The sequence below is a fragment of the Vibrio sp. ABG19 genome (genome assembly GCF_029962385.1).
Taxonomy (GTDB): Bacteria; Pseudomonadota; Gammaproteobacteria; order Enterobacterales; family Vibrionaceae; genus Vibrio; species Vibrio ostreae.
In genome coordinates this window covers 178,588-191,844 of sequence record NZ_CP071708.1, presented here as the reverse complement: position 1 = coordinate 191,844, position 13,257 = coordinate 178,588, and the positions used below count along the sequence as shown (strand labels likewise).

10 protein-coding genes and 1 pseudogene are annotated in these 13,257 nt (G+C 40.1%); 10 read left to right on the top strand and 1 reads right to left on the bottom strand.

Translation table 11 applies throughout. The features are described 5' to 3' along the window. Window positions 1–77: 77 nt before the first annotated feature. Genes J0X00_RS06920 through cas6f form a run of 4 tightly spaced genes read left to right on the top strand, consistent with a single transcriptional unit; the run spans window position 78 to window position 5,020 of the window. Window positions 78–1,289, top strand: coding sequence for a TniQ family protein (locus J0X00_RS06920; RefSeq protein WP_282477786.1), 1,212 nt, complete (start codon window positions 78–80; stop codon window positions 1,287–1,289). A 3-nt stretch (window positions 1,290–1,292) separates the two neighbouring features. Next, on the top strand, window positions 1,293–3,377 hold the full coding sequence (locus J0X00_RS06915; RefSeq protein WP_282477785.1) for a type I-F CRISPR-associated protein Csy2: 2,085 nt from the start codon (window positions 1,293–1,295) through the stop codon (window positions 3,375–3,377). Window positions 3,378–3,382: 5 nt separating this feature from the next. After that, the gene (csy3, locus tag J0X00_RS06910) at window positions 3,383–4,429 is read left to right on the top strand and encodes a type I-F CRISPR-associated protein Csy3 (RefSeq protein WP_282477784.1); all 1,047 of its coding nucleotides are present in this window, start codon (window positions 3,383–3,385) and stop codon (window positions 4,427–4,429) included. 3 nt (window positions 4,430–4,432) lie between these two features. Continuing rightward, window positions 4,433–5,020 (top strand): type I-F CRISPR-associated endoribonuclease Cas6/Csy4, encoded by a 588-nt coding sequence (gene cas6f, locus J0X00_RS06905; RefSeq protein WP_282477783.1) that lies wholly within the window; start codon window positions 4,433–4,435, stop codon window positions 5,018–5,020. Here the strand turns inward: cas6f and J0X00_RS06900 are convergent. After that, entirely contained in the window at window positions 4,923–6,125 is a 1,203-nt protein-coding gene (locus J0X00_RS06900) for an IS256 family transposase (RefSeq protein ID WP_282476358.1), read from the bottom strand. The genes cas6f and J0X00_RS06900 overlap by 98 nt on opposite strands. A 606-nt stretch (window positions 6,126–6,731) precedes the next feature. On the opposite strand from J0X00_RS06900, the gene J0X00_RS06895 reads away from it, so the two are divergent. The 6 genes and pseudogenes from J0X00_RS06895 to J0X00_RS06870 all read left to right on the top strand — a co-directional run bounded on the left by J0X00_RS06895 (window position 6,732) and on the right by J0X00_RS06870 (window position 12,923). Further along, a complete protein-coding gene (locus J0X00_RS06895) occupies window positions 6,732–6,992 on the top strand; it encodes a hypothetical protein (RefSeq protein WP_282477782.1) in 261 nt (86 codons plus the stop codon). Between the two features lie 104 nt (window positions 6,993–7,096). After that, window positions 7,097–7,348 carry a hypothetical protein gene (locus J0X00_RS06890; RefSeq protein ID WP_167411365.1) on the top strand — a complete coding sequence of 84 codons (252 nt, stop codon included), beginning with the start codon at window positions 7,097–7,099 and terminating at the stop codon, window positions 7,346–7,348. A gap of 309 nt (window positions 7,349–7,657) precedes the next feature. Beyond that, window positions 7,658–7,829: pseudogene (locus tag J0X00_RS06885) on the top strand (hypothetical protein). Window positions 7,830–8,082: 253 nt separating this feature from the next. Next, window positions 8,083–9,051, top strand: a complete 969-nt coding sequence (locus J0X00_RS06880; protein ID WP_282477781.1) for a hypothetical protein — start codon at window positions 8,083–8,085, stop codon at window positions 9,049–9,051. Window positions 9,052–9,648: 597 nt separating this feature from the next. Then, window positions 9,649–10,281 (top strand): hypothetical protein, encoded by a 633-nt coding sequence (locus tag J0X00_RS06875; RefSeq protein ID WP_282477780.1) that lies wholly within the window; start codon window positions 9,649–9,651, stop codon window positions 10,279–10,281. An 86-nt stretch (window positions 10,282–10,367) separates the two neighbouring features. Beyond that, a complete protein-coding gene (locus tag J0X00_RS06870) occupies window positions 10,368–12,923 on the top strand; it encodes a TIR domain-containing protein (protein ID WP_282477779.1) in 2,556 nt (851 codons plus the stop codon). Window positions 12,924–13,257 lie beyond the last annotated feature (334 nt).

The following is a 13,257-nucleotide window of genomic DNA, read 5'->3' as shown; positions in this document are numbered from 1 at the left end:
GTTCACACTATCAAATGGAAAATTAACCCATTCGAGGCTAAACCTAAAACTTAGATAAACTAAGTTTTAGGTTTCAAATGAAATCCGAAATAGAACTATACGCTGATGAAGCGTTGGAGAGCTTTTTACTTAGGCTAAGCGCAGGACAAGGTTATGAGCGGTTTGCTCATTTTGCAGAAGATATATGGCATGCAACCTTGGGGCAGCATCAGGCTATACCAGGGGCATTTCCTTTTGAGCTTCGACGGGTCAACCTATACAAAGCCAAGGTGACCAGTCAAATGCGGGTTCGTGTTTTCATTGACTTAGAAAACCAACTCCGTCTCACCAACTTTGGTGTACTTCGGTTGGCTTTGTCTCACTCGAAGTCGGTATTTTCACCAGATTACAAAGCTGTAAATCGTGATGGTATCGACTATCCGCATATTTTTGTTCGTAAGCGGTTCACACCAGTCTGTCCACAATGCTTAGCTTTAGCTCCTTATATTCGCCAACAGTGGCAGTTTGTTCCATACAAGGCCTGTTCTATCCACCAAAGTCAGTTACTAGAACGATGCCCGAGTTGCAATAGCTTGTTGGATTATCAATCCTCCGAACTTATAGAGCATTGTGAGTGTGGTTTTGATTTAACTCAGGCACAGCCCGGTGTTGCTAGTGAAGCGGAAAAGCAGGTATCACGTTGGCTTTCTGGTGAGGCTGAATTTGAGCAGGGTATCGGGCGCCATGCTCTTAACGTATCCACCCGGTTTGGGTTTCTTCTCTGGTATGTGAATCGCTCCGGTTCTGCCGAAAAAATCAACTTTGACGACTTTGCTGATTATTGCAATACATGGCCGAAACGACTGGTTTTAGATTTGGATTCGATAAGCAAGAAAAGCGAACTGATCCGAATCAGGCCTTGGAACAAAATTTTCTTCACTGAGGCTTTTGGGCCGTTACTCAAAGATTGTCGTCAGCTTCCGAGTCGTAATCCGGCTCAAAACCCGGTATTAGGTGAAGTCATTAGCTATTTAATCAGGTTAGTTGCGTTGCACCCAAAACAGCGACAACCGAACATCGCGGATGTGCTACTGAGCATATTGGAAGTATCGACGTTACTTTCCTGCTCAACAGATGAAGTTCATCGTTTGTATCAATTTGGTGAACTGAAAGCCGAGAGAATTCCCAAACAGCGCCAAAGGCTTGCTATTCATGACTCGGTGTTTACGTTGCGTAGTGTGATCGAAATAAAGTTAGCACGAATGATGAGTGAATCTGACGGGCTTTATCGTTATTTACCAGAGTGGTAGCACATGCAAAATTTGAATGAGTTACTTAGTATTACTGATGAGAAGGTAAGGTTTATAGCCCTCAAGAAGGCGTTTATGCCATACACGTCATCTATCGAAATTGATGGTGTTGAGCGACAAGCATTGGCCATTTTACTTAACTTATCGCTTGGTAAACCCGAGCCAAAAGATTGGTTAGATATAAGCAGAGCCAGACAGTATTTCGGTAATGCTGAGAACTTGACGGCTGTTATTGAGGAAACTCGCTGGATACACACCCATAACCTCAAATATCCGGACTGTCGTGTGGCCAAACAGTCGATAATAGGTAGTCCACTGCGCACAAATAGCCCTACATTAACCAGTTTATCGTTACATTCATCTTATGGCTGGGCGCACAATGCTTCAGCTTACCGACATACGATTTGGTTGTTAAATCCATTTCTGTGGCGGGGTAATGACGAATGTTTACTTTCACTTATCCTGAAACACGATGATTTTTGGCAGTCTTTACTGGTCGAGTTTGGGGTTGGGTTAGCAGAGCAAGGCGTATTATTTCAAGTTATCGATGACCACCTCAATGTTCAGCGTTTCCCCGATTGTGTCGATGCACGTAGTAAGCAGGTTTTGCTTCCCTGGCAGGGAGACTACTTGTCGGTAACACCTGTGGTGAGTCATGCGTTACAACAAGAGGTGGAGCGTCTTTCAAGAGATAGAGAATCTGATTTGAGGTTCAGGACAATCACGCTACCTAACTCCGCGAGTATCGGCAATCTATGTGGTTCTCTTGGCGGCGCAATGAAAGTACTTAGCTACCCAATTGGTGTGTCAGTGGACCATAGTAAAACGCTAATAGCTAGGAAGGGAGCGACACAAAAGTATTTTGATGACTATCAATTATGCTCGAAAAAAACATGTTCTGTCTTAGCTCACCTCGCTGGATTCGATGCCCCTAAAACGGCAAAGGGACGAGATCAAACCCGGAGATATCAACTTAAAATAATTCGAAAGCAAATTGCTCGTTGGTTACTTCCACTGATTGAGTTGAGAGACATTATCGAGTCAGAACCACATAAAATGACAGCATCGTATAGTGATGGACTTGTTTCTGACTTTCTATCTTTAGAAGAGAGAGAGCTGCCAAGTTTGTTGAAGCAACTCAATCAGCGATTGCACCTGACTTTACAGAATTACCAGTCATCTAATCGTTTTGCTTATCATCCTAAGCTACTACAGCCATTGAAGAGTGAGTTAATCTGGATTTTGAATAAGTTGGCACAACCAGAAGATGAGGAAAACGCTTTTCAAAATCATCAGTACATCTATTTGTCAGCACTGAGATCTTATGGGACAGCGGCTCAAAGTAGCCCTTATCTATGTGGATGCCCTTCTTTGACCGCCGTATGGGGATTTGTTCATCGTTATCAGCTGAACCTGGCGCGTCTGTCAGGCACCGAGTCTTTAGATTTGGAGTTCACTGAGTTCGCATTGTTTGTTCGCGATGAATCATTGCATTCCAATACGAAACTAACAGAACCGAGTTTGCTTGCATCCGTTCGCGATGTATCTCCGGTAAAGCGACCAACTATTTTGCCTGAGGTAGGCTCGGATATTGTGTTTGATTTAGTGATTAAGGTTCGCGGTGACCAACGGTTATCTGAACACGTTGGGCATTTAAAGTCTGCGTTACCTCTTAACTTTGCCGGTGGTGCTCTGTTTCAACCAGAAATATCTAAAGGGGTCAATTGGTTAAGGGCATTGGCAAATGACACCGATCTGTTCCAAGCCGTGAAAGGACTACCAAGTTATGGTCGCTGGCTAATTCATAGCCCCGTTCAACCAAGGAATGTTAGCGAACTAGAAACTTATATCACTCTCGATAAATCGTTATTACCAATATCGAATGGGTTTCATTTGTTAGAGAAGCCGGTCAGCAGAGGCAATGCTCGAACTCGACTGCATGCTTATGCTGAAAATAACTTGGCACTGGCGAAGCGATTAAATCCAATAGATGTTCGGTTAGGTGACAAACGGAGCTTTATTGAGCAGGCGTTTTGGTCGATAGAAGAGACGACAGAGACTATCCTTATCAAAAACAGAGGAAACTAGTCGTCATGGAACTGTGCAGTCAGTTAAATTACGTGCGTTCGTTGTCTCCGGGGAAAGCGTATTTCTATTATTTGGATATCAATGGTCAAATGTCCCCGTTGCGTATCGACAGAACTCATGTCATCACACCGAAAAGCGGTTATACAGAAGCTTACACCGGGCAAGAATTTAAGCAAAAGAACGTTGCACCGCAAGACCTCGCTTTTCCTAATCCTCAGTTCATTGAAGAGTGTTATGTTCCGCCTGGTGTCGATGAAATTTACTGTGCATTTTCGCTTCGGATACAAGCTAATTCGTTGGCTCCAGATGTATGCTCTGATGTGTCGGTAAGGATGACCCTTACTAAATTGGCAGAGGCTTACCGTCATCTTGATGGCTATAGAGAGCTTGCCAGGCGCTATGCCAAAAACATATTGATCGGGAGTTGGGTTTGGCGTAATCGAGTGTGTCGGCAGTTATCAGTTCATATCCAATCGGAAAATCAACAATGGAGTATTGACGATGTCCGTGAGCTGGACTGGTTTAGTCGGTGGGAAGAACGTTTTTCAATTGAACTAGAGGGATTGACTAACTATTTAACACAAGCGTTATCAGATCCTAAGCGGTACGGTTACTTGGATATTAAGGCAAAACTGAAGGTAGGCTGGGGAGATGAGGTATTTCCGAGCCAAGAGTTCTTAGACCGGAAGCAAGAAGGCTCACCAACGCGTCAGTTTGCCACGGTACTAATTGAGGGGCAGGATGATGAGTCAGCAGCATTTCACGCACAAAAAATTGGAGCGGCTATCCAACTTATTGATGATTGGTGGAGCGAAGATGCAGACAAAGTACTTAGAGTAAATGAGTACGGAGCGGACAAAAAGTTCGTTATTGCTCGCAGGCATCCCATATATGCCAACGACTTTTACACGTTGATACGAAAAGCTGAAGAATACACGGAAGATATGAATAGGACAAATTCGATACCCGATGAAGTACATTTTGTAATGGCGATTTTGGTTAAGGGCGGTTTGTTTAATCACTCAAGTAGCAAAAACAATAAAAAAGGCTGAGGTATGAATATGGAACATCAGTACTATTTTTCTACTCAATTTGAGCCTGAAAGCGCCGATAACGAACTGCTTGCTGGGCGCTGTATTGCTGCGATGCATGGTTTTATGTCTAACGCTCGTAACCAGCACTTCAGGCATACTGTTGGTATCGCCTTTCCGAAATGGGATAGAAATACGATCGGTAACGTTGTTTGTTTTTTCTCTCAGCATAGAGATATTCTGACAGGACTTTCATTCCAGCCCTATTTTTCGACCATGGTTAATGAAGAGATATTTGTCTTAACAGACATTCAAGAAGTACCAGCTACGTCAGACCGTGTTCGCTTTGTTCGAAATCGTACAATAGGCAAGAGCTTTATTGGTTCCAAAAAACGGAGAGTTGAAAGAGTATTGAGAAGAGCTGGCGAGAGAAATGAAATCCATTTACCGGTTTTGCTGGAGCAACGCGAGTTTGATTTGAGGGCGTTCAGAATTCTGTGTCAGCTAATTTTGGCTAAATATCTAAGACGTCATCCAAGCGACCTTCAAAATGAATCGCCAGTTGAGACAATGTCATATTCCAATTCTGTATTGGCATTGTCCATTTGTTAGAAGCATTCAATATCCCAGCATACAGTAGCTTGAGCAAGCTATTTTCATTTGGGAACCCTCCCTTAGTTTTGGTCAGTTTGCGGAATTGGCGATGTACGGCTTCAATAGCATTTGTCGTGTAAATAGCCTTTCGGACGTATTCTGGATATTTGAAGTAAACCGATAAATTTGCCCATTTGTTCCGCCAGGAACGAATCACTATTGGGTATTGCTGTCCCCATTTGGCTTCCAAACGATCCAACTCCATCTCGGCCGCTTCTTTACTCACAGCCCGATAGACTGGCTTCAAGTCGGCCATAAACGCCTTCTGATGCTTAGAGGCAACATATTTCATAGAGTTACGGATTTGGTGAATGATGCATTGCTGAACTTCTGTATCAGGATAGATGGTTGCTATCGCTTCTGGGAAGCCTGTTAGCCCATCTACGCAGGCGATCAAGATATCTTCAACGCCACGGTTATACAAATCTGTCAGCACTGATAGCCAATAGTTTGCCCCTTCTGACTCTGATAGGTACAGCCCAAGAAGTTCCTTTTTACCTTCAATGTTTAACCCTAGGATTGTGTATATCGCTTTACTGACATAGCGTCCGTCTTCTTTAATTTTGTAGTGGATTGCATCGAGCCAGACAAACGGATAGAGCGCATCGAGCGGACGTTGCTGCCACTCCTTCAGTTCAGGTATCAAACGGTCGGTAACACCTGTGATGGTGGCCTCAGAGACCTCAATGCCATACATATCTTCGACGTGACCACGGATATCACGGTAGCTCATACCGAGCGAGAACATGGATAGGATCTTACGGTCGATCTCATCGGTCAATTTAGTCTGGTTCTTCTTAACTAACTGGGGTTCAAATGTTCCAGAGCGGTCGCGTGGGGTATCCAGTTCAAACGTGCCGACAGAAGACTTAATCGTTTTCTTGCTTGAGCCGTTCTTACGGTTAGGTTGCTCATCACCTTCAAGGTGCTGTTCGAGTTCTGCTTTCAAAGCAGCTTCTGTGATTTGTTTAATGAGCGGAGTTAAGAAGCCATCTTTACCTGTCAGGTCTTGGCCTGACTGAAGGGCTTTAATAGCTTGTTCTAGATCGAAGTCTTTGTTCATGTGTCATTCCTGTTTTGTATATCATACTGAAATGACACAGATTTCTAAACACTACCTTTGATTTCTTTCACAGCATCCCGATCATGAGTCATTCATCCGGGCAGGAGTTTGTTTTGCATATTCAACGAGAGATACTGGAGGATGACACCTTTCAGCAAGGGTTCGACAGTTATGGTTTCGCATCAAATAGTAAGTGGCGTGGTTCGTTACCTCATGTCTAATTTTCACCTTATTTAACCAGTCTCATTTGAAATTATTTAAAATCAATGAATTATGATCGTCCACGCTTATCAAGATATTTTTGCAATTTGGCTTTTACACTTTGATTGTAAGAAAGTTATTGTCTATAACTATCAGTGAACCGCCGTGTAGGCGGCTAAAAATATCCTGAAAATCAAGCGAAGTACACTGAATGTGTGAACCGCCGTGTAGGCGGTTAAGAATAGGTCAGGAAGAAAGCAACCTAAATCTGCTGGGCTAGCAGTAAACAAGCCACAAAAGCCCTAGGTTCTTAGGGCTTTTCCTTTTTGTTGTATTCCATATCATGGTTATTATTAAACTATGACGGCTCTAGAGCATTATGGTTAACTTAAAGGTCAGTAAGTTATGAAAGTAAAAATTCAAATAAATGAAAATGGTGAACACTACCTTGTGATTCCCAATGAGCTCCAGATTAAGCAACCTTTGACTGAGGGAGATTTTGTTGAATGGGCCTATAATTGCGATGGCAGTTGGATCCTGAGGAAACTGAGCAAGCTTGAAGCCCTGAAATTGAAGGCATTTGAAGACCCTGAAGTCAAAGCGGAGTATGAAACATTGGATGAAACTTCTACTGATGAACAGCGAGAGTTTGGTAGTAGCGACTAAGTAGGTTTTGCCCCATTGCGTGTTTCAGGACAAACCTTACGCTGTAGCTAATAACTCAGTATGCTATAAATTATCTAATCTCATTTTGAATGGAAAGACGAGTTGTGAGCAAAAAACGGTTATCTGAAAAAGAACTGGTCGAGGGGATGACACCCCATACTGCGCATAGTGATGAACTAGCTGAGGTAACATTGGATGAGTTGGGCCTTGAAATTTCTGAAAGTGATTACAAGGCCGCGTTGAAGCGAATTGAATCACTGTTTGATGCAGCCGAACCCGGCACTCCTGAAGGTGACGAGCTTGAAAGGCTCGCTGCATTGGTTGAAGAATATGAGGAAAAACACTTCCCCATTTAATAACTGCAACGCATTTTTGTCTAAAGGTGTGCTGACGGGGCATGTAACACGAAATTGCCCATTCCGTCTTTACGGCAAAGAGCACTACTGTCAACTGTACTATGCGTAGCCCTAATAAAACTTATCTCTGATGAACGGTGGAACCGTGTCAGGGCGAGATGTTGCCTTTAAGAAATTTATCAGTTGTTCTTTGTTGTGTCTGGATTCATAAATTGAAGCAATAACCAAAAGACAGCATCATTGAGAGCTGATCGTTACAATTGTCATATTCAGGGCTAAATCGGTCATAAATAATATGAGGAAATTGAGTTGGTAGAAGCAAAAACTATCGGATTGTTTTTTATTACAGCAGTAGCAGAGATATTGGGGTGTTATCTTGTGGATAGTTGATGGTATTCGACCAACTTTATGGGACATTGTCGGTGTAACGGTAGCGTTGATCGGCATGGGTATCATCATGTTCGCACCACGGCACGTATAACAACGTTGATTTCTTCAACCATTGAAACTCTTCAATGTCGGGGGGATGAGCAAGCGCTGCCTCAGTTTTGCTCAAAAACGTGTTTAAGGGTGGCAGTTACTTAAAATACTGAGGTTCCGTTTGCCCTTTTATTCGTATGTTGTGGGTGTCTAGAGAGTCGGAGTCTTACCAACTGTGATGTGGTGCAGTAGAGAGTATATTTAGTAAATATATGACACAAAAACTTGTACGTCAGTACATGGTAGGGAGCACCATGGAACTATTTAGGAACACTCAAAAGCTAACATCAGCTAAAGAGGATCATCTGACAGAGTTTTTTTCCGCTAGCCTTAAAGCTTCGCAGGCTATGCGTGACAAATTTATGCAGGTGGTTTTTGGCGCAGATGACGCGAGGTCAATAGCCCTTGTTGAAACACAATCGATCTATCCCAACTGTAGACCAGATATGCGTATCGAGCTTGATGACGGTTTTGTATTGTTGTGTGAAAACAAGCTGGATGCTGTGGAAACCATTGGTAATGAGCAGACAGAGTTCACTCCCCAGCTCACAAGGTATTTAGCTCTACCTGTTGATGGCGTGATGTATATCAGAACCAGCCTAAAAGCGCCTGCAACCAATGTGCTAGCGCACTCAAGGTATATACGCCCTGCGGATAAGCAGCACTTCCTGTGGCGTGACTTCTATTCAACATTGTTAGACGACGACAACGCATTGGTTTGCGAGTTGAAGGCTGGCTTTGAATATCTGGGGTTTGTACCACCGAATCCAATTATTGGGGACTTAACTCGAGACGCGCCAAGGGCACAGAGAGAGAACTTTGGCAAATTCTGGCTCTCAACCACATCTGCTGCTGTAGAACTTGGCTGGAAAGTCTCTGTGGGTGATATCGTCGAGCGCTACTTCTATCATCCAGAAGCTCGGCTTGCTGACTGGGTTTATGTTAATCCCATCAATCCTGAGCGCTTCTTGGTGCGACTATCCGCATTACCTGGTAATGATGACGAACTACTTGCTCTTTTACAGCAATCAACACAGCATACTAATCAGTCAATAACAAAGCGCAAAGTGACGAGAGCGAATGGGATAGTTACGGTGGTAGACGTTGAGGCTCCAATCAGTACTGTGCTACCAGACAGCTTGACTACCGCGCATGACATTGAAACCACACTTTATAATTATGTACTACCGTTCCTTGAGATTGTATTTGGTCAGGATGACTGAGTTGAATTAGTCTGATTGGAATCTGTCAGTCTCGTTCCCTCTATGTGACTAGATCTGACTGGCTGCACTAAACCGGTTTTGCCCCATTGTGTGTTTCGACCAATTGAATACACATTCCACTAACGCGCTATTTGATTTACTTTTTCCAGAGCAACTAACCTAGGCATCATCCAAATAGAGCGTCCGTCAGTAAGGAGTAAAGAGTGATGATGGCATCTACCTATAACAATGAGATCTAGATCTGATTTTGATTATCTATGGTAAGTATAATACTCTGTTAATATCAGAGTAACAAAACGATAAAAACAATATTGACAAGGAACTCAATATTGAAAAAGAGAGAGTTGTTTTGAGGTTTGACTACGAAAAAGACAAGCACTAAAAGTTATTATTGGATGAATGGGGTGCTCATTCTGACTTTTGTTTTACATTTAGTAAAGATGAGAATAAAGGACACCAGGATAGTTTGGTTGTAGAATAAAAAATGGCTTGATATTTTAAATAGCTAGAAGAAAGTATAATAGAAAAAACATTGTTGATATGAAAATTAAAAATATAATGAGATTTACTCAATGTAATATAAATAAAGAGGTGTGAGTGGAAAAAGAAAAATTTAACAATTTATGCTCGCACTACAAAGATAGTTTTGATAATCACAAAATATCAATAAAGCAAAGGGATATGCTTTTCTATTTTCTTTTGGTTATATTATCTGTTTTTACTCTACAGTTATCATCTACCGAAACAGTAGCAACTGTCGTAACTGAGTACGTTAAAAAATCTACAGGAGTTGGTCTTTCTGGGAGTATAGGTTTTATATCTACCTTACTTTGGTTTTTACTTATGGGTTTTAGCATTAGATACTTTCAAGTCGTTATAGAAATTGAAAGGCAATATGACTACTTACATGCACTAGAAACTGAAATAAATGGATTTTATAAGCAAGATTCTATTGCTTTCACTCGCGAAGGAAAGTTATATCTTAGCAAATATCCACTTTTTTCCAATTGGGTTTGGCTATTGTATACTTTATTCTTCCCCATTTTAATCCTTTCATGTGCAATTTTAAAAATAAAAAACCAAACGATAATTCTAAGCGATTTAACAGCGAATCAAATAATTGATATGACCTGCTTTGTTTTAATGAGTATCAGTATCCTTTTATATACTTATAGGTTACATGAAAGTAAAGTTAATGAAGCATTTTCTAGAGTTGCTAGGTTATTTTAAATGATGGGATGTTTTGAAGTGAAGATACCCCAGATTTTAAAATGTAATAATATGAATTTAATGTTTTGTATAAATTAGGTTAATTAATGAAAAAGAAAGTATTCATCAGTTACTCACATAAGGACGAGTCACATAGAGAAGATTTTGGTGAGCATCTATCAATGATGCAGAGAAATAACATTATTGATTATTGGCATGACCGAAAGATTACTCCTGGTGATGACTGGAAAAACAAAATTGATGAAAACTTAGAAAGTGCCGATATTATTATCTTTTTAGTTAGTTCCAGTTTTTTGGCTTCAGATTATTGCTACGATGTAGAAGTGAAAAGGGCTATAGAAAGGCATAGGGAAGGTTCTGCTAAGATTATTTCAATCATTGTTCGAGCTTGTGATTGGGAGGAATGTGAGTTCTCACAATTTCAAGCTGTACCCAAGGATGCATTACCGATCACGAAGTGGGAAGATAAGGACACTGCATGGCTTGATGCTGTAAAAGGTATAAAAACACACATTCAAGAGTTTTATCCAGCAGTAGTTCAAGCACCTGAAGATTCAAATGATGAACCAGTTTTAACTAACAATATTATGGAATGGTTAGATGATACCGAAATTGTTTTAACACATAGAAAGGTAAATAGATTAAAGCTTAATGACATATATGTTATTCCTGATATTGAACTAGAAAGTAGCAGTAATCTAGTAACTATAAAAAGTTCATCGTTTATACTTAAAAAAATGAGCCGATTTATAGTCTCAGGTGAAGAGCAGCAAGGTAAAAGTTCATTCTTAAAGTATATTTATAAAGAGCTTCTTAAATTAAATTTTTTTCCTGTTTATATTGATGCATCAAAAGTTAAAAAATCAGATGCAGACTTTGTCATTTCAAAACAATTGAAGGAGCAATATCTAAATTTGGATATTGATTTTTTCAAAAATAGTAATAAAGGTGTTGTTCTCTTAGATAATATAGATGATATCGGCCTAAACACTAAGTTCACTAGGGTTTTCTTAGATAAAATTAATTTAATATGTAGTGTTTCATATATTACTTGTCATAGCTCATACCGTTATGTTTATGGAGATATACCAGCACTTGATGAGTATGAACGAGTTGAGATGTTAGGTTTAGGTAACAAAAAGAGAGAGGAACTGGTTCAGAAATGGATATCATTGGGAGTCGAAGAAAGTATTGATGACTATGATTTATATTCTGAATGTGATGAACTAAAGTCAAGGCTTAATGCTGTTATCAAAAAAAATATAGTTCCACCTAAACCTATTTATATTTTGATGCTGCTACAAATGTTTGAAGCACACGTACAGTTGAAAATGGACATGACTTCGTATGGACATTGTTATCAACAATTGATTTATCAGTCGTTTGATAATGCATTGATACCTAAAAATGAGTTTGATAGGTATTTGAATGTATTGACTGAGTTTTCTTGGTTAATTTTCAATAAGAAAAAAGAACCAAATCAAAATGAAGTTGAGGAGTTTTTTGATAGTTACAATAAAAAGTATCTCCCTGTTGATGAGCAAATGGTTTTAAACAAGTTAACTAAACATTCAATTCTGAATTTCAATGGGGTGTCTTATTCTTTTAAGTATCCTTACATATACTACTTCTTTGTCGGGAAAAAAGTAGCAGACTCATATAGAGACAGTGAAGAAACAAAAGGAATGGTTTCTCATTTATTATCCGAACTACACAGAGAAGATTATGCCAACATTCTTATTTTTATAACGCATCACACCAAGGATTCCTGGGTTTTAGATGAAATAAAAAAGGTTCTTTCATCACTATTTGACGAATACTCTGAAGCAACACTTAATAAAAACCAATTAGCATTCATGGACGATTTCATGAAAGAAATACCAGATCTAATACTTGAGCAGAGAGAAATTCAAAAAGAACGAGATAGACAAAATGAGCGCCTTGATCACATCGAACGTAGAAATGAAGTCGATGATTTCAAAGATAAAAATACTGATGAACATTCAGCGCCCTTGGATATACTAGCCAATATCAATAAGACTTTTAAAGGTATGGAAATTTCAGGGCAAATTATACGAAATCGTCATGCAAGTCTTACTAGGGACTCTATGGAAGAACTTGCTAGAACTGGCGCTTGCTCAGGTCTTAGATTCTTAGAATATTTTATTAAGATTTCTGATGTTGCTAAAAAAGAAATAATAAAATTAATTTCGAATCATCTAGCAGAATACCCCGACATTTCTGACAAAGAAATTGAAAAGCAAGCAGAAGATACATATCTACATCTTACATATGGTGTAATCAGTGGTCTTACTCGGAAAATTGCTTCTTCTATAGGCTCAAAAGAAGCTCTAGAAGTCTACATTGAGATGGAGAGTAACATCGGTACACCAGCAGTAAATCTAATTAGACAAGCAATCGAACTTCATTTTAACAAATCTCTTGATATTGATCAGATCTCAGGCTGTGTTAAGCAATTGAGAGATAACCCTGTTTGCCTTCGTATTCTAAAGGAAATGGTAATTCAGCATATTTATATGTTTCCAGTCCCTTTTCGCCAAAAGCAACAGCTTTCAACCTTATTAAATCTGCCAGTGCAGGGACAACGCTTGATGGATATGAACAAAATAGGTAAGGGCTAAAACTTAGCTAACCTACTGTTCTGTTGGTTACGTTGGCTCCACACTACAGCAGTTCTCCTGTCTCGTAGTGTGGAGGACATTCCCATTCTTACATAGTCCAAACGTCAAATCTTAACCACCACAATTATTGTCATACACGAGGTAATCCATCATTAGCTAAACTAGCATGGCCGCTGACTCATTTTTGTCCAGAGGTGTGCTAAAGCTAATCGTGGCAAACACACCTTTGCCCCATTCGAAGTTAGTAACGTGACGAAGGGGTAACTTCTTTCCAAAACCATTGACCCAATTTTAGTAATGCGACAAAGTTACTTCATAACCAGTAGATAAGCAT